Consider the following 20,056-nt stretch of genomic DNA (forward strand, 5'->3'; position numbering starts at 1 on the left):
CCAATGATTGTTAAGTATTGTGACAAGATATGGCGCTCAGGCTCTGAGCATGATCAATTTCCGCCAAATTGCTTTCAATAATAGAAAAAATGTGGCGTAAACGCAGAAAAGTACGGTGAGAAGATGGCGTCCCCAGCGGGAATCGAACCTGCATCAGCCCCTTAGGAGGGGGCCGTTTTATCCATTAAACTATGAGGACGCAATGCCGAATGGCAGGCGCCATTCTAACAAGAAAGCCGCCTCGGCGCACGGTATGTCGCGCGAGGCAAAGCGCAATCAGTGCTCGCGGCGGATACGGCTATTAAAATCATCGAGGATTTTTTGCTCGCGTTTGTTTTCTTTGGCCATTTCGCTGCGCTCGTGCCGATCGCGTAGGGCTTCGAAGGCTTTCACCTTACGCTCACAATCCTGCCAGCTGATTTTGCGCTCTTGATACAACTGGGCCAGCCGCTGCACCTCATTCCCCTGCTGCTGGGCGGCGCCATCCAGTTTGGCCAGAAAAAGCTGAAAATCCCGCCACTGAATCACCGACATGCCTTGCTGGCCATTTTGGGTCAGGCGGGCACGGTATTCATTGCGGAACGCGTCCACCTGCTCGAGTTTGGCTTGCGCTTGTAGCCACGCGGCTTGCGCGGTTTGCATCGCGCGCGAGGCTTCCTCGCGCTCATCCAGCGCCAACTGCAGTAAAAAAGCAAAACGGAATGCGGCCACGATCAATCCCTAGCGGGTGGCTTAGCCAAAGAGCTGCGCCAGCTTCATTCTAGCGCCCTCATACCCTTCACGCTCGGTGATGGCCTGCTGCAAGAAAGCCTCAAAGGCCGGATGGCGACGAATGGCCTCATCCAGCACCGGATCGGAGCCGGGCACATAGGCGCCGACGCTAATCAGATCTTTACTGCGCTGATAGCGCGAATACAGATATTTAAAGCGGCGTACCAGCTCGAATTCGTCGTGGCGGATAATGTCGTGCATCACCCGCGAGATCGAGGCTTCAATATCAATGGCCGGATAATGGCCAGCCTCGGCCAGCTGGCGGCTTAACACAAAATGCCCATCCAAAATAGCCCGGGCATTATCGGCAATCGGGTCTTGCTGATCGTCGCCTTCCGAGAGCACGGTATAAAAAGCGGTAATCGAGCCACCACCTTCGCGGCCATTCCCGGCCCGCTCCACCAATTGTGGCAGCCGGGCAAACACCGAGGCCGGATACCCTTTGGTGGCGGGGGGCTCGCCCACAGCAAGGGCAATTTCGCGCTGCGCCATCGCATAGCGGGTCAGCGAATCCATAATCAGCAGTACATTCCGCCCCTGATCACGGAAATACTCGGCAATACTGGTGGCATAAGCCGCACCATACAGCCGCAACAGCGGCGAGGTATCGGCTGGCGCGGCCACCACCACACTGCGCGCCCGGCCTTCTTCACCCAGAATATTCTCGATGAAGTCCTTCACCTCGCGGCCGCGCTCACCAATCAGGCCCACGACCACCACATCGGCTTCGGTGTAGCGCGCCATCATCCCCAGCAAGACCGATTTACCCACACCCGAGCCCGCGAACAAGCCCAAGCGCTGCCCACGCCCAACGGTGAGCATGGCATTAATGGCGCGTACCCCTACATCCATCACGTGGCGGACGGGCTCACGATCCATCGGGTTGTAGGCGCGGGAAAACAGCGGGTAGTAGGCTTCGTTATGTAGCGGGCCTTTGCCATCGAGCGGGCGGCCCAAGCCATCCAGAATCCGCCCCAACAAACCCCAGCCTACCGGCACTTGCCGGCCATGATCTTCGGCGCGGCGCTGCGCGGGTCGTGGCCGGCCGTATTCGGGCCGCCACGCCGCCACGTCTTCACGTGGCATCACGGCCGCCCCCGGCTCTACGCCGTAAATCTCGGTAATCGGCATCAGAAACAGCCGCTGCTCGTGAAAGCCCACCACCACGGCTTCGACTTTATGCCCGCTAGGTGTCATCACATCGCAGGATGCGCCAATGGGTAAGCGCAGGCCCACAGCTTCCAGCACCAAGCCGGAAACCCGTGTGAGCCGTCCACGTGGCAACCATGGCCGCACCGCCTGCACCGCGGCGCCGCAATCACGCAGATAGGCCTGCAGATCATTAAGCATGGCGATTAGCTGTCCGGCGCGGCTGGCGCGGCATCATCCGGATCGCGCAGCAAATATTCATCCGCGACTTCGGGCTCGGCAAGCGGTGCAGTCGGAGTAGTCGCAGATACATCACCCATGTATTGCTCGCCAGACCATTCAATAGGCTGCTTTAAGGGCAATACCCCGGTTATTTTATCCCAGCGACTAGCCAGCGAATACTCAAGCTGGGTCACCGGGGTTTCGATTCGGCAGCTACCACTGGCCAGCTGCTCATCGGGGATGATTTTCCAAACATCGGGGGGTAATTCAAACTGCAAATCTTGCGCCAGTAAATCCAGATCGCTGGGCGCCAGATACAGTCGTGAAGGATTGCTAGGGCTGGGGATCAGATCGAGCGCCTCGCGAATCTGCGCTAGGCGCAATTTCGGGTTCTCGTGCATTGCTTCACCCACCATTTGCCGCGCCACCAGCAAAGCCAGTTCCAGCACGCTATCGGCCAAAGTGGGCTCCGCTGCTTGCAGCTGCGCGGTGGCATTACTGAGCACGTTTTGCAATTGCTGCAACTCGGCGGCCGCTTGCGCTCGGCCTTCAGCCAAGCCCGCCTGATAGCCTTCTTCATGCGCCTGCTGCTGAATCGCTTCGATTTCTTCGGCCGTTGGATACGGCATCGCATCGGCCACTGGGGCGAGATCTGCAGCCACATCCGCCTGCTCTTGCTCTACCGGCTCGTGCGCTGGCTCAGCCAGTTCCGCAGCTACTGGCTCAGCCTCGACTGACGCGCTCATTTCGGCAGTGGGCTCGGCCTCGGCGCTTGCTGGTATATGCGCCAGTGGGTCGAGAAAAGCCGGGCGCTTATGGTCGCCCAGTAGCGAATTAAACTGCCAGCGCTGAAACTCCGAAAGCTCTTCGCTCGGGATAATACGACGGTTTGGTGCAGTCACAGCGCGCCTTATTCAATCATGCCTTCGCCGCCGCTACCGCCAAGGACAATCTGCCCTTCATCGGCCAAGCGACGAACGATTTTGAGGATTTCTTTCTGCTCGCCTTCCACCTCGGACAATTTAACCGGCCCTTTGGCTTCGAGGTCTTCGCGCAGCATTTCTGCCGCCCGCTGTGACATATTTTTGAAGATTTTTTCGCGCAGCGCCTGGCTGGTGCCTTTCAGAGCCACCACCAGCGCATCGGATTGCACTTCGCGTAGCAGCAACTGAATACCACGATCGTCGATGTCCATGACGTTGTCGAAGGTGAACATCTTGTCCTGAATCTTCTGCGCCAGCTCGGGGTCGTATTCGCGAATATTGGCCACCGCCGAAGCTTCGACCACGCCGCCCATAAAGTTGAGGATGTCGGCGGCCATTTGCACCCCGCCCATCGCACTTTTCTTGAGTTTATCCGAGCCGGACAACAGCTGGGTCAGCACATCATTCAGCTCTTTGAGCGCAGCTGGCTGCACGCCTTCCAGCGTGGCAATCCGCAGCAAGACATCGTTACGTACCCGCTCGCTGAAATTACTCATGATTTCGGACGACTGATCGGGCTCGAGGTGCACCAGAATCGTGGCGATAATCTGTGGGTGCTCATTGCGGATTAATTCCGCCACCGCGGTGGAATCCATCCACTTCAGAGATTCGATGCCGTTATTGTCATTGCCCTGCAAAATCCGGTCGAGCAGATTGGCTGCTTTATCGGTACCCAGCGCTTTGGTCAATACCGAGCGAATGTACTCATCGGCCGCGCCCAGATTAGCGCGGTTTTGCGTAGCGGCGATAAAGTCGCCCAGCACCGAGTCGATTTGCTCGCGGGTAACCGATTGCATATTGGCCATTTCAAAGCCGAGCTTCTGCACTTCTTTCGGGCCAAGAAACTTAAACACCTCAACGGCGGCTTCTTCACCCAGCGACATCAGCAGCAGCGCGCTTTTGTGCACACCATCTTCATTCATATTGGACGGCATATGAGCTCCTGCTTACGCGACCTTGTTCGGGTTTTTGTCCTTCTCATCCGGTGGATTCATCCACTCACGCAAAATGGTGGCCACCATCCGGGGATCATTTTTAGCCAGCTCTTTAGCCTGCTGCAAGAGATCGGCAAAGGCCGCCATTTTGTTCTGTTCTTCCGGTGATTCATCACCTGTGCCCTGCTCCAGCGCAAAGATATTGCCGCTGCCAGCCTCGCCCAAATCGAGCTCGACATTAGTTTCCTGCTCTTTGCTGCGAGTCAGGTCTTTCATCAGCGGCCGCACCACGAAGAACAGCAGATACAGTGAAGCAATACCGATCACCAGCATCTTAATCACGTCGAGCGCATTGTTCTGTACGTAGGTCAGCGCTTTATCCTGTAGCGGTTTTTCTTCCAGCGGAATCGACTCCGCAAAGGCTGCATTCACCACATTAATCGAATCACCGCGCTCTTTGTTGTAGCCAATGGCTTCGCGCACCAGATTATTGATCTGGGCCATTTCCGCTGGGGTAAATGGCACGTAGGCCACTTTACCACTCTTATCCTTGCCCGCTTTGTAGTTCAGCACCACCGCCGCCGACAAGCGCTTGACCACGCCAACGGGCTGTTTCACATGCTGAATGGTTTTATCCACCTCGTAGTTGGTAGTGGCTTCTTTGCGCAAATTGGTGGCGCTCACCGCCTCCGCCGCCGAAGCGCCACTGGCGACTGGCGCTGTAATCGGCGCAGTAGCCGCGCCTGGCGGCTGGTTGGACAACGCACCCGGCACGCCCATCGCGCTATCGCTGGCAGAGCGCCCGGACTGATCCAGCGTCTGCTGGCTGCGAATAGCGGCAGCATTGGGTGGCGAGTTGGGTTTAAAGGATTCGGAGGTTTGCTCGATTTCGGCAAAATCAATTTGGGCAGTCACTTCGGCCCGCACATTGTCTTTGCCCACAATCGGGGTGAGGATGGCTTCAAGCCGCTCAACAAAGCCGCGTTCGATTTGCCCGACATATTGCAACTGCCGCTGATCAAGATTCCCACGCGCATTTAGATCGGCACTGCGCGACAAGAGATTGCCATCCTGATCAACCACGGTAACATTCGCCACCGGCATACCGGGAATGCTGGAAGAAACCAGATGGATAATCCCAGCAATTTGCCCACCATCCAGCTGACGGCCCGGATGCAGAGTAAGCACCACTGAAGCTGAGGGCTTTTGCTGATCCCGCAGAAATACCGTCTGCTTGGGGCTCGCGAGGTGTACGCGCGCTTTTTCTACCGCCGAGATGGATTCGATCGAGCGTGTCAGCTCACCTTCCAGCGCGCGTTGATAATTTACTTGTTCGGCAAACTGCGACACCCCGAATTTCTGGTTGTCCAGCAATTCAAAGCCTACATTGCCGGCTTTGGGGAGACCTTGGGCAGCCAGCTTGAGGCGAACATCATAGATCTGCTCGGCGGGCACCGAGATCATGCCGGCATCGAGTTTGTAGGAGATTTTCATCTGCTCGAGCGACTGAACGATGGCGCCGCCATCTTTGTCGGGCAGATTAGTAAACAGGATACGGTAGCTTGGCTCGCGGGTATAAAGCAGTGAGCCCGCAATCGCCGCAATCAAAACGGCGAACACCACCATGGCAAGAATCTTGCGGCCAGCAGGCAGCGCGTCAAAGCGTTGCCGCAGACCACCAATATTTCTTCCCGTCACCAAGGTGTTATCTGCCGCGACGCCTGCTTCTGCCATACCCTACCGATAAGCTGGTTGCAGGATTAAACCTGCATGTTCATAACTTCCTGATAGGCAGTCACCAGCTTATTGCGGACTTGGACCATGGTTTGAAAACTTAAGCTCGCTTTTTGCAACGACACCATCACATCTTGCAAATTGGCATCCGGGTCGCCTGCTTGAAAAGCGACCTGTTGAGCTTGAGCATTCTGCTGCACTTGGTTGACTTGATCGATCGATTGCTTGAGCACGGCCGCAAAATCGGGGCCTTCGGTCGCACCTGTCGGCGCATTTGCTGGTTGCCCAGCAGCCAGAGCCGACATCGATCGTAATTCACCGAGCAGCTGATCAATTCCTTGCACGCTCATGACTACTTACCTTCCTTGCAAAATTGTAGGGGCGCACGCTGCGGGCAGCAAGCACTTCCTACACCCTGTCGTCTTTTAAATGGGCAATTCGCCATCTTCTTCACGGTATTGCGCTAGCTTATAGCGCAGAGTCCGCTCACTCATCCCTAATCGTTCTGCCGCTTGCTTACGTACGCCGCCACAGGCCAGTAATGCATCGAGGATCATGGTCTTTTCCATATCCTTGATATTTTTGCCTACCGGCATGGGTTCAAGCGTTGATTCAACGTCCGCAACCGCGGCAAAACTTGCCGCTGCATGCGGCAAATGCAAATGTTCGGCGGCAATTTCTTCCGCCGGCGCCATAATTAAGGCTCGCTGAATAACATTGTCGAGCTCCCGAATATTGCCCGGCCAGCGATGCGCACATAGGGCTTGCTGGGCACTGAGCAGTAAAACTGGCACTCGGCGTTTTTGCGCACCGGCATACCGATGAAGCATGTTTTGTGCCAACGGCAAAATATCCGCCGCCCGATCACGTAGCGCCGGAATCGCCAACGGAAACACATTCAGCCGATAAAACAGATCCTCGCGAAAGCGCCCTGCTGATACCTCCGCCGCTAGATCTCGATTGGAGGTGGCCAAGACCCGGATATCGAGTGCAATCGGCTTGTGTCCGCCCACTCGTTCCAGCTCGCGCTCTTGCAACACCCGCAACAACTTGGCCTGCAGTGCCAGAGGCATTTCACTCACTTCATCTAGCAGCAGTGTGCCGCCCTGCGCCTGCTCAAACTTACCCAAATGTGTGGCCGCAGCGCCAGTAAACGCCCCTTTTTCATGGCCGAATAAAGTGGATTCCAGCAGTTGCTCTGGGATCGCCGCACAGTTAATCGCCACAAATGGCTTGTTCGCACGAGGGCTTTGCCGATGAATAAAACGTGCCATCACCTCTTTGCCGACCCCCGACTCACCAGTCAACATGATCGAGGCATCTGAACTCGCCGCCCGCCGCGCAATTGCCAGTAGTTGCTGCATTGGGGCCGACTCGGCCACCATCGCATCCTCGCCCAAATCAGGTAACAGGAAGCGCTCCACTTGCTCCAGCAATTTGTGTGGCTCGAAGGGCTTGGGCAAGTAGTGACTGGCGCCGGCATGCATCGCGGCCACGGCCTTCTCGATCACTCCATAGGCGGTCATCAAGATCACCGGCAAGCATGGGTAGCGCAGCTTGATTTCCTGTAGCAGGGTTTCGCCATCCATAGGCTGCATCTGCACGTCCGACACCACCAATCCCACTTGATGATTTTCCAGAATTGCCAACGCGCTTTGGCCATCTTCCGCCACGAGCACGCTATAGTGATCCAGCTCCAGCGTATCAATCAGTGCCTCACGCAGATCATCGTCATCTTCAACGATCAATACCGGCAAACCCATCCATTTTTCCTTTTTACTTCAAATCACTCAGCGCAATCTTGCTTCTGAAAATGCGCATTAAATCCGTAACGCGCGGCTACTATTGGCATTTACCCACGCCATTACGCGCTGCGACATATCTTTCAGCGGCACAATCTCGTCCACGCCGCCCATCGCAATCGCTTCTTTCGGCATGCCAAACACCACGCAGCTTTGTTCGTCTTGCGCAAAATTGTGCGCCCCCGCCTGATGCATTTCCAGCATGCCCTGGGCGCCGTCTTTACCCATTCCGGTAAGGATCACGCCTACCGCGTTGCGGCCGGCGATATTGGCTGCAGAGCGAAACAAAACATCTACCGAAGGCCGATGCCGATTAACCGGCTCGGCTTTCGAGAGCTCGCAAATATAGTTGGCTCCGGATACACCCAGCAGCAAATGCGAATGCCCCGGCGCAATATACGCGTGCCCCGGCAAAATACGCTCGCCATGCTCGGCTTCTTTCACGGAAATACGGCATAAGCTATCAAGGCGATTGGCAAACGATTTGGTAAACGACTCGGGCATATGCTGGGTAATCAGCACCGCAGGGGCATCGGGCGGCAAAGGCATCAGAAAATCTTTCAGCGCCTCGGTTCCGCCGGTTGATGCGCCAACGATAATCAGTTTTTCCGACTTCAGCAGAGGCCGCGAGGTTTTAGGTAATACTGCGTCCGCCGTCCGATTGGGGGCAACTGGAAGATGCGTCATGCTATGGGGTTTCGCTTTGGCGGCCATGCGGATTTTTTCGCGAATCTCTTCGGTGTAAGCATCGATTTTACTTGCAATATCGACTTTCGGCTTAGCAATAAAATCAATTGCCCCCAATTCCAGCGCTTTAAGTGCCACCTCGGAGCCTTGCTCAGTGAGCGAAGAGATCATTAGCACCGGCGTCGGCTTGAGCCGCATCAGCCGCTCTAGAAAATCCAAGCCATCCATTTTGGGCATTTCGACATCAAGGGTGATGACATCGGGATTCAAATTGCGAATTTGCTCCCGCGCTACCAATGGGTCTGGAGCAGTCGCCACGCATTCCATGTCCCCGGATTTATTGATAATTTCCTTGAGCAAGCTGCGGATTAAGGCCGAATCATCCACAACTACAACTTTGATCTTTGCCATTTTGTCACTCCCTACGCCACGCCCTAGCTAAATAGCTCGACATCGCCACCCATATCCAAATGAGTAAGGCGAGATTCGTAGCTTTTCTCGCGCTCCACGATGGTGTTGTTGTGGACTGTTTTGAGTTTTTTTACCAACACTCGGCCCGTTTGCGGAAAGAAATAGACTTTCCGTGGATAAATATCGAGCAAATCCTGCGCCACAATCGGGATGCGTTCGAGCGCTAAAAAGGACTTCACAAAGTCTGCATTGCGCAGCCCTACATTGTTGACCGTAAACCCGCGCAGCACATTGCCACCGCCAAATACCTTGGCCTCGAGGCGGTTTTTGCTCGCGCCATTTTTCAGCAGCTGATTAATCAGCATTTCCATCGCATAGGTACCGTAGCGCGTTGAGAGCCCATTCACCGAGGCCATCTCTTCGTGCGAATCGGGCAGCATAAAATGATTCATACCACCAATCCCGGTCACCACATCGCGGATACACGCGGCCACACACGAGCCCAGCACGGTCACCAGCACCATGTCGCGGGTGGTGACGTAGTATTCACCTGGCAAGATCTTGGCTGCCTCGGATTGAAAATTCTTGTCAAAATACAAGCTAGGCGCGAGGACTTCTTCGTAAGGATGGGTCATGAGCGACGCCCCCACTCCTGCAGCGCCCGCTCTGTGAGGCTATAAGTGGTTTTGCCAAAGGGGCGATACCAATCGGACATATAGTGCAGATTTTCGGAGTGGCCCACGTATAAGAGCCCGTCAGGCTTTAAACGTCGCCCCATTTTTTCCAGAATTTGCCGCTGAGTGGGCTGATCGAAATAAATCATCACATTGCGGCAAAAAATCGCATCAAACTGCCCTTGAAGTGGCCATTGTTCACTCAGCAAATTAATCTGCCGAAAATCGATGAGGCTACGCAGCGGTTTTTTCACGCGGACTTTACCTTCATTGGGGCCAGCGCCTTTCAAGAAAAACCCCCGTTTACGTTCTAGCGACAATTTTTCTACTCGATCCAAGGGATAAACCCCGCGCTCGGCGGTAGCCAACACATGGGTATCCAGATCAGAAGCAATAATCTCAACGGCGGGATTGGCGCTTTGGCAGGCTTCAAAAGCAGTCATCGCCAGCGAATAAGGCTCTTCTCCGGTGGATGATGCGGCACACCAGATCCGAAATGGTCGCTCACGCGTCCGTTCAATTTGCTCAGCCAGCATATCGAAATGATGTGCTTCGCGAAAAAACGCCGTCAGATTCGTGGTAAGTGCATTTACAAATTGCTGCCACTCCTCCGCATCCGGATTAGCCTGCAACATATCCAGATACCCCGAGAAGGTATCCATCCGTAAAGCACGCAATCTGCGGGATAGACGGCTATACACCATCTGCATTTTGCTTTCATTGAGCCGAATACCGGCATGCTGATAAATCAGCGCCACCACCCGATTAAAGTCTTTTGGGGTGTAGGAAAATTCGTGCTCATTGGGCATCAACAAGCCAACGGGCTGCTCAGGATTGGGCACCATCAACTCCCGCCTTCAGAGGGAAAAATGGGGGCCGCAGCCCCCAACTGGTTTGGGCGAGGCTCGCTTAAAACTCTTCCCAGGCATCATCATCGCCACCGATCTTGGGCACCGGCCGGCTCGCTTTTGGTGTTGCCGCGGCAGTGGTTCGCTTTGCCACGGGCGCACTCACTGCGGCGCGCTTGCTCAGCGTGGGCAAGGCTTTGCCACCCGCTAATTTAAAGATCCCAACGGTTTGCGTGAGGTTGCCCGCCTGCTCCTCTAGGCTTTCTGCCGCCGCAGCCGCTTCTTCGACCAAGGCGGCATTTTGCTGGGTGTTTTCATCCATGTGGGTAATGGCCTGATTCACTTGCTCGATCCCAGCGCTTTGCTCGTTAGAGGCCGCCGAAATCTCACTCATGATGTCAGTCACTCGCCGCACCGCCCCCACGACGTCTTCCATCGTGTGGCCAGCCTGATCGACGAGTTTCGAGCCAGCCTCGACTTTCACCACCGAATCACCAATCAGGGTTTTAATTTCTTTCGCCGCCGCCGCTGAACGCTGCGCCAAATTACGCACCTCAGAAGCCACCACCGCAAAGCCACGGCCTTGCTCGCCCGCACGCGCCGCTTCTACCGCGGCATTCAAGGCCAAGATATTGGTCTGGAAGGCAATGCCATCAATTACCGCGATAATGTCGACAATTTTCTTGGCGGATTCGTTAATTTCCGACATGGTCGCTACCACCTGGCTGACCACTTCACCGCCTTTCACTGCGATATCCGAAGCTCCAATCGCCAGCTGATTCGCTTGCTTAGCATTTTCGGCATTTTGTTTCACCGTACCGGTCAGCTCTTCCATGCTGGATGCGGTTTCTTCCAAGCTTGCTGCTTGCTGCTCAGTACGACTAGATAGATTGCTATTTCCGGCCGAGATTTCCTGCGCCGCCACATTAATGGCCCCCGCCGCTTCCTGAATGCTGAGTACGATCTCAGCCAAGCGCGCACAAGTGAGGTTGCAATCGTCTTTCAAACGCCCCAGCAGGCCGTGGTAGTCGGCAGTAATATTTTGCGTGAGATCCCCCTGCGCTAAACCGGCCAGCACCCGGGCGATATCGTTCATCGCCCCTTCGGTGGAACTCGCCATCTGATTCATCCCTTCGGCCAGTTTGAGCATAAAGCCCTCTTTACCTTCGGGATTAATCCGGTGACTGAAATCGCCATTGGCTGCCCCCGCCACCAGCGCATTCACCTCATTTTCCACCGCCACTTCCGCGGTGCGATCAACCCATTCCACCACTGAACCCAACCGTTTACCGGTGCTATCAACCACGGGATTAGCAATCAGCACAAAGGTCTGCCCGGCTACCGTGATTTGCGAGCGATAAGTACCCTGCAGATTGGAGAGCAAGCTGGCTTGATGACTTGGATTGCGATGGAAACCATCCATACTGCTACCCAGCAACTTATTCACATCAAAATTCGGCAGCACTTTGCGCAATTCATGCTGCACTCGCGACAGCATATTGGTCACGGCACGGTTCATATAGATGATGGTGCGGTTTTCGTCGGCCAGCATCACATTGGTGGAAGTGGAATCCAGCGCGCCCAAAATACGGGCTCGCTCATCCGACACCACTTTTTCGCGCTCCATCTGTGCTATCAATTGCGTCTGATCCAGCCACTCCACCACATACCCGCTGCGCTGGCCGTTTTCGCCCCAGACTGGATTTATGGTCAAGGCAAAATTACGGCCACCAATCGTGAGCTGGGCTTTATGGGTATGGCTCAGTTGCGCCAGCATATTTCGTTGATGCTGCGGGTTTTTATGGAAGCTATCGATATTGGTGCCAACCACTGTTTGGGCGCTAAATTGCGGCAGCTCTTTGCGCAGATCGGCTTCGGCCGCGGCTAGAAGCTGATTTTGCGCTTTATTGCAGTAAATGATATTGCGTTCGGCATCTGCAATCATCACGCTGGTTGATACCGAATCAAGTGCGGTACGGATACGGGCATTCTCAATCGCCACACTCGCAGCTTGGCGCAGCGCTTGCTGCATTTGTCGGATGCGTGCGAGCAAACTCTGCTCATCGCCGGCATGGCTGGGCAAGTCTTGTTGCAAATTGCCTTGGGCAATATTGGCAACCATTGCTTGCAGATTTTCCAGCTCATCGCCCAGTTGGGACCGAACTCGACGCAATAGCACAAAGCCGATAAACACGGACAAACCCACTGCAATCGCCCCCAACAAAAGGGCTAATTGCTCCGCATGGCGGGCAGCCTCCTGCAGTTCTTTCGCGGAGCTCAAGGCGCCCTGCTCTTCCTGACTACCCATCGCCAAAATGGTGTCGCGGTAACTGTTATACACTGTGCGCATTTCACCCAGCACCAGCGAACGTGCGCCTCCTACATCACCACTATCCAAGAGTTGCTTAAATTTATTTTGCACCTGAATAAAATTGGTGCGCTGAGCTTTAATACTTTCCAGCTCTTTTAATGCTTCATCATCTTTCAGGCTTTGTGCTTGCTGATCTAGCTCGGTTACCAATGTGCCGATCTTCTGCCGTGCTTCCAGTATGCGCTGCCACTCTTCTTCAACCTGGCGTTTATCCTCGGGCGTAGCGACACCAATAATTTGCATATTGCGCAGGGCGCGCGCAATCGTATTCACTTCATTAAAAATATGCTGGGTTTTTACATAATGCGGCAAGTGATCACTGGTTAATTCATCCACGGCATAAAATGTATTACTTGCCGCCCGATAGGCTGAAATGGACTGCACCAGCAAAACGACAATAATAGATAAAATACCGAGCAGCAGTAATCGAGTTAATCGCAGATTATGCATTTCACCCCTCCCTAAGCGGCCACAGCTTCAACCAAAGCCATATCCGCACTGGTCATTAGTTTTTCGATATCAACCAAAATAATCATGCGCTCTTCGACGGTACCCAAACCAAGGATATAAGCGGTGTCGAGTGCACTACCAAACTCAGGGGCCTGGCGCAATTGCTCGGTCGACAAAGTCATTACATCCGAAACACCATCCACTACAATCCCGATGGTGCGCTGAGCAACATTTAAAATAATCACCACCGTAAATTGATCATAGGTCACATTGCCAATATTGAATTTAATCCGTAAATCAACAATCGGCACGATATTGCCACGCAGATTAATCACACCTTTAATAAAATTCGGTGCATTCGCAATACTGGTTACGGCGTCATAACCCCGAATTTCCTGCACTTTTAAAATATCGATCCCGTATTCTTCACGCCCCAGCGCAAATACCAGCAATTCGCGGCTGACGTCGTCTTCTTTATGAGCCAGTTCCATGACCCTACTCCTTACACCAGTTCAGCAATTTGTTCGGCGGGCGTAACTTGCTGGGCCATTTTTACCAGCGCCGCCACATCGAGAATAAACGCCACATGCCCATCGCCCATGATGGTGGCCCCAGCCACGCCGCTCACTCGGCGGTAGTTGGTTTCCAGATTTTTCACCACCACCTGATGCTGACCGAGCAAATCATCGACAAACAGCGCTACTTTCTGGCCTTCGGCCTCCAGGATAATGACCAGGCCTTCTTCGTAGCTGGTCTTGCGCGCGGTCAGGCTGAAAATGTCATAAAGGGCAATTAAGGGCAGGTATTCACCACGCACATTGATCACCGTACCGCGCCCGGCCATGGTTTTGATGTCAGCCGCGCGCGGCTGCAGCGATTCGATAATGAAGGTGAGCGGAATAATATAGAGCTCATCAGACGCGGAAATCGACATGCCATCCAGAATGGCCAGCGTCAGCGGCAGGCGAATGCTCATGGTTGAGCCCACCCCGGTCATTGACTGGATTTCAACCCGGCCGCCCATCGCCTGGATGTTTTTGCGCACCACATCCATCCCTACACCGCGACCGGACACATCGGTGACTTCAGCGGCGGTGGAGAAGCCCGCCTCAAAAATCAGCATCCAGACTTCGTTGTCGCTCATATTGTCGTGGACATTCAGCCCACGCTCGCGGGCTTTGGCGAGGATTTTCTCGCGATTCAGGCCCGCGCCATCGTCGCTGACTTCAATCACGATATTGCCGCCTTGATGAAAGGCTTTGAGCGTGAGCGTGCCCTGCGCCGGTTTATTGCGACTTAGGCGCACTTCCGGTGCTTCAATCCCGTGATCGAGGCTATTGCGCACCAAATGCGTTAAGGGGTCGCTCAGTTTTTCGATAAAGCCTTTATCCAACTCGGTGTTTTCACCGATCATGCGCAGCTCAACCTGCTTATTCAATTTACCCGCCAGATCACGCACCAACCGTGGATAGCGATTAAACACAAACGAAATCGGCATCATGCGAATTGACATCACCGATTCTTGCAGCTCGCGGGTATTGCGTTCTAGCTGTGCCACCCCAGCCAGCAGCCGCTCATGCGTAACGGGGTCAAGTTGCAAAGCGTTTTGCGCCAGCATCGACTGGGTGATCACCAGCTCGCCAACCAGATTGAGCAGCTGATCGACTTTTTCGACACTAACCCGGATCGAAGTATCACCGCCACGTTCGGCCTGACGCTCGCTACTGGCGCGCGCTGCGCTGGGTTTAGCCTCAACCGGCTTCGTAGCCACGGCGGCGGGCGTGTTGCTACCCGCAACGGGCACAAAAAAGCCATAGCCCTCGCCCCCTTGTTCCGCCACTGGCGGCGCCGGCGGCGCAAAGAAGCCATAGCCTTCCCCATCCTGCAAAGCGGGCGCTGATGTCGCGGGCAACGGGTCAAAAAAGCCAAAACCTTCATCCACGCTTAAATCAGTAGCCGGGAGCGGCAAAGGCGCAAACAGACCAAAATCTTCATCCTGCGACCCCGTTACCTCGATACTGATGCGGGCCGGATCGAGCAAAAAAGCCATCGCATCAATGAGCTTGGCCTGACTGCTGGCAGTTTTCAGACGGAATCGCCACGGCGTCTGGGCGTCGCCCGGCGAGAAGTCTTCCAGCTCACCATGCCGCTGCAATTCATGGCACAACACGTCATGCTCGAAACCTTCACCTGCCGCGATGATCACCGTTAGTGCCTGCTGCGGGTTGGCCACGGGCAGCACTTGCTCGCTAGAGAGCTGATTCAGCTGGGCGGTAATCTCGGCAATCGGCACTGCATCGACAGGGGCATTGTCGCGATGGGCGGCGAGCATGTCTTTTAAGACATCACCTGCGCGCAGGAAAATATCCACCATCGCCGCAGTGAGGGTGATTTCCTGTTTACGCACCCGATCCAGCAGGTTTTCCAGCACATGGGTTACTTCCGCCAGATCGGCAAAACCAAAGGTGGCGGCGCCGCCTTTAATCGAGTGCGCGGCACGGAAAATGGCATTCAGGTCTTCGGGATCGGGGCTGCCAACATCCAGTTCAAGCAACAAGGATTCCATATTGGCCAAATGTTCTGCCGCCTCGTCAAAATAGACAGCGATAAACTGGCTCATATCGATAGACATACATCCCCCTAACCCGCGCTGCGGCTAGCCAATGACTTTACGTACGACTTCGAGTAATTTCTGCGGATCAAACGGCTTAACCAGCCAGCCAGTAGCGCCCACTGCGCGGCCTTGCTGTTTCATCGCATCGCTGGATTCGGTGGTCAGCATCAAGATCGGCGTGGCGGCATACTGAGGCAGACCGCGTAAGGTGCGAATGAGGGTCAGGCCATCCATGCCGGGCATGTTTTGATCGGTGAGCACCAGATCGACCTGTGTGGTTTTGGCCTGATTCACCCCGGCATTACCATCCGGTGCTTCGACCACTTCATACCCTGCACTGCGTAAGGTGAAACTCACCATTTGACGTATGGATGCAGAATCGTCAACCGCCAATATCTTCTTGGCCATACTCCCCCCTCGTACAATATCGTTTACGCCACCATGCTGCGGGTGCAACATGACGAGAACCTGTTTTTTTATAGGCAAGAGTTTGGCGGATTGCCATGGCGCAGCCCGTCTTATTTTCAACCCTTGTCAAGTTAAGTTGATTTTTATGCCAGCTTTAACGAAGTCCAAACCATCATGCCGCTGATTTCGCCCCTGCCCATTTTGTATTCTTTCCGCCGCTGCCCCTATGCCATGCGCGCACGGCTGGCCTTGTGGCTGGCCAAGCTGCCACTGGAAATTCGCGAAGTCAGCCTGAAAGCCAAACCTGCCGAACTCTGGGCCTGCAACCCTGCCGGCACCGTGCCGGTGTGGGTCAATCCCAACGGCGAAGCCATCACTGAAAGCTTGGAGATCATGCGCTGGGCGCTGGCGCAACGGCCCGAGCTGGCGAGATTACTGCAGGATGAAAGCGCGCAGCTCACGCTAATTCATGCGCATGATCGCGAATTCAAGCCGCTACTGGATCGCTATAAATATGCCGACCGCCACCCAGGCAAAACCGCGGCCGAGCACCAATACCTTGCCCTGTATTGGCTGCAAAGCCATATCGAACCTAGGCTAGCTGGCTATACCTACCTTTTCGGTAATGAACTCCGCCTTGCCGATCTGGCCATTGTGCCCTTTATCCGCCAATGTGCCGCCGTGAATGCCCATGCTTTTGCCACGCAGATGAGCGCGCCGCTGCAAGCCTGGCTAGCCCAGCTGACGAGCAGTGATTTATTTACCGAGTGCATGCACAACTACAGCCCATGGCAAGCAGGCCAAGCGCCGGTGTTTTGCCACCTTGGTGAATAAATCGACGACAGGACGACGCTCAGCCGGCTTGATACAGCGCAAGCGCAGCGCTGTCGGGGCAGTGGCGGCTCATGCTAGAATACGCCCCATTTTTCGAATGAACTGATTTCAAGGTGCATCATGGCTGGACACAGTAAATGGGCAAATATTCAGCATCGTAAAGGCCGTCAGGACGCGAAACGCGGCCAGGTCTTCACCAAGCTGATCAAAGAAATTACCGTTGCGGCCAAAATGGGCGGCGGCGATGTGGCAATGAACCCGCGCTTACGTCTGGCTATCGATAAAGCCAAAGCGCAATCGATGCCCAAAGACAATATCGAAAGCGCCATCAAACGCGGCACCGGCTCGCTGGAAGGCGTGGATTACATCGAAACCCGCTATGAAGGCTATGGCTTGGGCGGCGCGGCAGTGATGGTGGATTGCCTGACCGACAACCGCACCCGTACCGTCGCGGATGTACGCCACGTGTTTAGCAAATACGGCGGCAATATGGGTACCGACGGTTGCGTGAGCTTTCAGTTCAAACACTGCGGCTACCTGATTTTCGCCCCCGGCACCAATGAAGACGCCCTGATGGAAGCAGCGCTGGAAGCCGGCGCCGAAGACGTTGTTACCAATGAAGACGGCTCGATCGAAGTGATCACCCCGCCGTACGAGTTTGTAACAATCAAAGAAACGCTGGAAGCCGCCGGCTTTAGCGCCGAAATGGGCGAATCGACGATGCGTCCGCAAGGTGAAACCGAGCTCACCGGCGACGATGCGATCAAAATGCAAAAACTGATCGATGCAATGGAAGCGCTGGATGACGTTCAAAGCGTTTACACCACCGCAGTGTTCGACGAACAAGACTGATACACCCCAGCCGTATAGCCAGCTAAGCCTTACTCGAAAAAGGCTGTAGCCATATACCCCAAAGCCCGCGAATGCGGGCTTTGTTTTTTGCTGCGTTACAACTTACTGTCCTTCACGGGCTCACGGGTTTGCTTTTGGGCGCGCTCGCTGGCGGGCGTATAAAGGCGCCGCGCACTTCAAATTTCACGGCTTCAATCGCTGCACCGCGCGCATCGCGTAATTCAAGCTGATGCCGGCCGGGCCACGGAAACCATTTGCAAGGATTGGCGCGGCAAATGAGCTTGCCATCCAGCAGCCATTGCGGCTGGCTGACGCCGCGCGCGCGCAGCAACACGCGCTGATGCTTGGGCGGCACATCGGGGTCGACGGCATAAATACTGCCATCCAGCGGGCTGATGATGCCCGGCGCCTGATTTCGGATCGCCTGGGTTTCGGCCACGATCTGCTCGCGCTCGGTGCCGGCCAAAAACCATTCCACTCGGCTGGCTTCGATCTGATTCTGATAGCGCACCGTGCGCTGGGTTACGCCGGCGGGCGCCGCGGGGGAGCGGCTGGCCGGGGCGGTTTGCTGCGCCCGATCCAGCACCGCCAGCCATACGGGCGCCGCACCATGCATGCCCGAGACGTCCCACATCGGCTCGCCATTGGCATTGCCCACCCACACCCCGACCGTAAACTGACGGGAAAAACCGATCGTCCAGTTATCGCGCATGTCTTTGCTGGTGCCGGTTTTCACTGCGCTCCAATAGCGCGTAGACAGCGCGCTTTCCAGCCCGAAGGTGCGGGCCCGAGCGGTACGATCAGCCAGAATATCCGCCACGATAAAACTGCTAGCGGGGCTGAGCAGCGCCTGCCGGCGCGGCAGCGGATCAGTGCGCAGCCAGCGCAGCGCACTACTTTGGCCGCCGTTGGCCAGCGTGCGATAGGCATTGGTTAGCTCCAATAGCCGCACATCAGCCGCCCCGAGCGCGAGGCTGGCGCCATAGTAATCCCCGTCTTGCTGCAAACTACTGAGCCCCAGCGCTGCCAAGCGATCCCGCAAGGCTGTGGGGCTCACCATTTCAATCGTGCGCACGGCCGGCACATTCAGCGATGCGCCCAAGGCGCTGCGCACCGACACCAGCCCTTTGAAATCTTTGGCGTAATTTTGCGGCGCATACAGGCCGCCGGCGGTTTGCAAATCCAGCGGGCTATCGTCGAGCAAACTGGCGGCGGTGAGATAACGGCGCTCAAACGCCAGCTGATACAAAAAGGGTTTGAGCGTTGAGCCGGCCTGCCGCAGCGCGGTTACTCCATCTACCTCGGCGGCATTCGACAACCCCGCCCCGGCCGAGCCCACCCAGGCCAGAATATCGCCACTGGCATTATCCAGCACCACCACGGCGCCATCTTGCACATTGCGTTTGGCCAGCGCCGCCAAATGCCGCTGTAGTGCGGCAGTCGCAAAGCGCTGCAAGGGCAAAGACACGGTACTGCGCACCGTGGTTCCTGCCGCGAGCGGCCGCTGCGCCAACAGTTTGCGCGCGAAATGCGGCGCATCGTGCTCAGCCAGCGCATTGCCCGCCCGACTGCGCGACAGTGCCATCTCGGTCTCCACGCGCACGGTGCTGCAAGGCTGGGGTTTGGCCATGTCTTGCAAAATTCTGCAGGCCCGGCTGGCGACTCGCGCCGCATCCGCATTGGGCCCGCGCAGCAAAGCAGCAGCAATCGCCGCCTCGGTGGCATTGAGGCCACGCGGCAATTTGCCAAACAGGGTGTGGCTGAGGGCACTGAGCCCCACCAGCTCGCCCCGAAAGCTCACCAGATTAAGATACGCTTCCAGAATCTCGCTTTTCTGCCAGTGTGTTTCCAGCCAGCTGGCCGACCAGCCCTGCCCGACTTTTTGCCACAGCGAGCGGCCCTGCTGGCCAGCACGCAAATCCGCATCCAGTAAGCCTGCCAGCTGCATGGTGAGCGTCGAGGCACCCCGAGTGCGGGTATTCCATAAATTTGCCCAGGCCGCGGCGGCCACGCCCGACCAATCGACGCCGCTGTGCTGATAAAAGCGCCGATCTTCCGACACCACCAGCGCATGGCGCATGGCGGGCGAAATATCGGCCAGCGCCACCCAATCGAGCCGGCGCTGCTGCATATCTACGCGTAGCCGTTGCAGCGGCTGGCCCTGACGATCCAGCACCAGCACATCGGAGGAGCGCCAGGCGGCCTTGACCTCACGAAAACTCGGGTTAGCCAAGGCTACCTGGCTGGCCAGCAGTAGCGCCGCCAGCCCCACGCCCCAAGCGCTAAGCCCGGTGATTTTCAAACCTAACAT

Annotated in this window: 17 protein-coding genes and 1 tRNA gene; 2 read left to right on the plus strand and 16 right to left on the minus strand. The window is 55.8% G+C overall.

Features of this window, described 5'->3' with window-relative positions; genetic code table 11:
• Nucleotides 1–124 precede the first annotated feature (124 nt).
• From L991_RS01420 to L991_RS01490, 15 genes are all read right to left on the minus strand, one after another.
• Nucleotides 125–199: transfer RNA gene (locus tag L991_RS01420), tRNA-Arg, on the minus strand.
• A 77-nt stretch (nt 200–276) separates the two neighbouring features.
• Nucleotides 277–711 carry a flagellar export protein FliJ gene (gene fliJ / locus L991_RS01425; protein ID WP_034619092.1) on the minus strand — a complete coding sequence of 145 codons (435 nt, stop codon included), beginning with the start codon at nt 709–711 and terminating at the stop codon, nt 277–279.
• 21 nt (nt 712–732) lie between these two features.
• Entirely contained in the window at nt 733–2,121 is a 1,389-nt protein-coding gene (fliI, locus tag L991_RS01430) for a flagellar protein export ATPase FliI (RefSeq protein WP_028449303.1), read from the minus strand.
• A 5-nt stretch (nt 2,122–2,126) separates the two neighbouring features.
• On the minus strand, nt 2,127–3,044 hold the full coding sequence (locus L991_RS01435; protein WP_047391390.1) for a FliH/SctL family protein: 918 nt from the start codon (nt 3,042–3,044) through the stop codon (nt 2,127–2,129).
• A gap of 8 nt (nt 3,045–3,052) precedes the next feature.
• Nucleotides 3,053–4,060 carry a flagellar motor switch protein FliG gene (gene fliG / locus L991_RS01440; RefSeq protein WP_231550461.1) on the minus strand — a complete coding sequence of 336 codons (1,008 nt, stop codon included), beginning with the start codon at nt 4,058–4,060 and terminating at the stop codon, nt 3,053–3,055.
• Between the two features lie 12 nt (nt 4,061–4,072).
• On the minus strand, nt 4,073–5,794 hold the full coding sequence (gene fliF, locus L991_RS01445) for a flagellar basal-body MS-ring/collar protein FliF (protein WP_052190484.1): 1,722 nt from the start codon (nt 5,792–5,794) through the stop codon (nt 4,073–4,075).
• Nucleotides 5,795–5,820: 26 nt separating this feature from the next.
• Nucleotides 5,821–6,144 (minus strand): flagellar hook-basal body complex protein FliE, encoded by a 324-nt coding sequence (fliE, locus tag L991_RS01450; RefSeq protein WP_047391395.1) that lies wholly within the window; start codon nt 6,142–6,144, stop codon nt 5,821–5,823.
• 75 nt (nt 6,145–6,219) lie between these two features.
• Nucleotides 6,220–7,557 (minus strand): sigma-54 dependent transcriptional regulator, encoded by a 1,338-nt coding sequence (locus tag L991_RS01455; protein ID WP_047391398.1) that lies wholly within the window; start codon nt 7,555–7,557, stop codon nt 6,220–6,222.
• Nucleotides 7,558–7,614: 57 nt separating this feature from the next.
• Nucleotides 7,615–8,694, minus strand: a complete 1,080-nt coding sequence (locus L991_RS01460) for a chemotaxis response regulator protein-glutamate methylesterase (RefSeq protein WP_047391401.1) — start codon at nt 8,692–8,694, stop codon at nt 7,615–7,617.
• A gap of 23 nt (nt 8,695–8,717) precedes the next feature.
• Nucleotides 8,718–9,329: a chemoreceptor glutamine deamidase CheD gene (cheD, locus tag L991_RS01465; protein ID WP_028449297.1), complete on the minus strand. Its 612-nt coding sequence runs from the start codon at nt 9,327–9,329 to the stop codon at nt 8,718–8,720.
• Nucleotides 9,326–10,210, minus strand: a complete 885-nt coding sequence (locus L991_RS01470; RefSeq protein WP_231550462.1) for a CheR family methyltransferase — start codon at nt 10,208–10,210, stop codon at nt 9,326–9,328. The genes cheD and L991_RS01470 overlap by 4 nt, the downstream gene beginning before the upstream one ends.
• Nucleotides 10,211–10,277: 67 nt before the next feature.
• Nucleotides 10,278–13,037, minus strand: coding sequence for a methyl-accepting chemotaxis protein (locus tag L991_RS17965; RefSeq protein WP_052190485.1), 2,760 nt, complete (start codon nt 13,035–13,037; stop codon nt 10,278–10,280).
• A gap of 11 nt (nt 13,038–13,048) precedes the next feature.
• On the minus strand, nt 13,049–13,528 hold the full coding sequence (locus L991_RS01480) for a chemotaxis protein CheW (protein ID WP_028449296.1): 480 nt from the start codon (nt 13,526–13,528) through the stop codon (nt 13,049–13,051).
• 11 nt (nt 13,529–13,539) lie between these two features.
• Nucleotides 13,540–15,669 (minus strand): chemotaxis protein CheW, encoded by a 2,130-nt coding sequence (locus L991_RS01485; protein ID WP_047391406.1) that lies wholly within the window; start codon nt 15,667–15,669, stop codon nt 13,540–13,542.
• A gap of 24 nt (nt 15,670–15,693) precedes the next feature.
• Nucleotides 15,694–16,059, minus strand: coding sequence for a response regulator (locus L991_RS01490; protein WP_028449294.1), 366 nt, complete (start codon nt 16,057–16,059; stop codon nt 15,694–15,696).
• 174 nt (nt 16,060–16,233) lie between these two features.
• Here L991_RS01490 and L991_RS01495 point away from each other — a divergent pair, with 174 nt between their 5' ends.
• Nucleotides 16,234–16,893, plus strand: coding sequence for a glutathione S-transferase N-terminal domain-containing protein (locus tag L991_RS01495; protein WP_047391408.1), 660 nt, complete (start codon nt 16,234–16,236; stop codon nt 16,891–16,893).
• A gap of 120 nt (nt 16,894–17,013) precedes the next feature.
• The gene (locus L991_RS01500) at nt 17,014–17,745 is read left to right on the plus strand and encodes a YebC/PmpR family DNA-binding transcriptional regulator (protein WP_047391411.1); all 732 of its coding nucleotides are present in this window, start codon (nt 17,014–17,016) and stop codon (nt 17,743–17,745) included.
• A 112-nt stretch (nt 17,746–17,857) separates the two neighbouring features.
• On the opposite strand, the gene pbpC is transcribed toward L991_RS01500, so the two are convergent.
• Entirely contained in the window at nt 17,858–20,056 is a 2,199-nt protein-coding gene (pbpC, locus tag L991_RS01505; RefSeq protein ID WP_052190486.1) for a penicillin-binding protein 1C, read from the minus strand.

This window comes from Chitinibacter sp. ZOR0017 (genome assembly GCF_000799095.1).
GTDB lineage: Bacteria > Pseudomonadota > Gammaproteobacteria > Burkholderiales > Chitinibacteraceae > Chitinibacter > Chitinibacter tainanensis.

What these genes read in the sequence shown, in the direction of transcription:
- fliI (WP_028449303.1), bottom strand. Translation starts at nt 2,121, where the DNA reads ATGCTTAATGATCTGCAGGCCTATCTGCGTGATTGCGGCGCCGCGGTG.
- fliG (WP_231550461.1), bottom strand. Translation starts at nt 4,060, where the DNA reads ATGCCGTCCAATATGAATGAAGATGGTGTGCACAAAAGCGCGCTGCTG.
- fliF (WP_052190484.1), bottom strand. Translation starts at nt 5,794, where the DNA reads ATGGCAGAAGCAGGCGTCGCGGCAGATAACACCTTGGTGACGGGAAGA.
- fliE (WP_047391395.1), bottom strand. Translation starts at nt 6,144, where the DNA reads ATGAGCGTGCAAGGAATTGATCAGCTGCTCGGTGAATTACGATCGATG.
- L991_RS01455 (WP_047391398.1), bottom strand. Translation starts at nt 7,557, where the DNA reads ATGGGTTTGCCGGTATTGATCGTTGAAGATGACGATGATCTGCGTGAG.
- L991_RS01460 (WP_047391401.1), bottom strand. Translation starts at nt 8,694, where the DNA reads ATGGCAAAGATCAAAGTTGTAGTTGTGGATGATTCGGCCTTAATCCGC.
- cheD (WP_028449297.1), bottom strand. Translation starts at nt 9,329, where the DNA reads ATGACCCATCCTTACGAAGAAGTCCTCGCGCCTAGCTTGTATTTTGAC.
- L991_RS17965 (WP_052190485.1), bottom strand. Translation starts at nt 13,037, where the DNA reads ATGCATAATCTGCGATTAACTCGATTACTGCTGCTCGGTATTTTATCT.
- L991_RS01480 (WP_028449296.1), bottom strand. Translation starts at nt 13,528, where the DNA reads ATGGAACTGGCTCATAAAGAAGACGACGTCAGCCGCGAATTGCTGGTA.
- L991_RS01485 (WP_047391406.1), bottom strand. Translation starts at nt 15,669, where the DNA reads ATGTCTATCGATATGAGCCAGTTTATCGCTGTCTATTTTGACGAGGCG.
- L991_RS01490 (WP_028449294.1), bottom strand. Translation starts at nt 16,059, where the DNA reads ATGGCCAAGAAGATATTGGCGGTTGACGATTCTGCATCCATACGTCAA.
- L991_RS01495 (WP_047391408.1), top strand. Translation starts at nt 16,234, where the DNA reads ATGCCGCTGATTTCGCCCCTGCCCATTTTGTATTCTTTCCGCCGCTGC.
- L991_RS01500 (WP_047391411.1), top strand. Translation starts at nt 17,014, where the DNA reads ATGGCTGGACACAGTAAATGGGCAAATATTCAGCATCGTAAAGGCCGT.
- pbpC (WP_052190486.1), bottom strand. Translation starts at nt 20,056, where the DNA reads ATGTTAGGTTTGAAAATCACCGGGCTTAGCGCTTGGGGCGTGGGGCTG.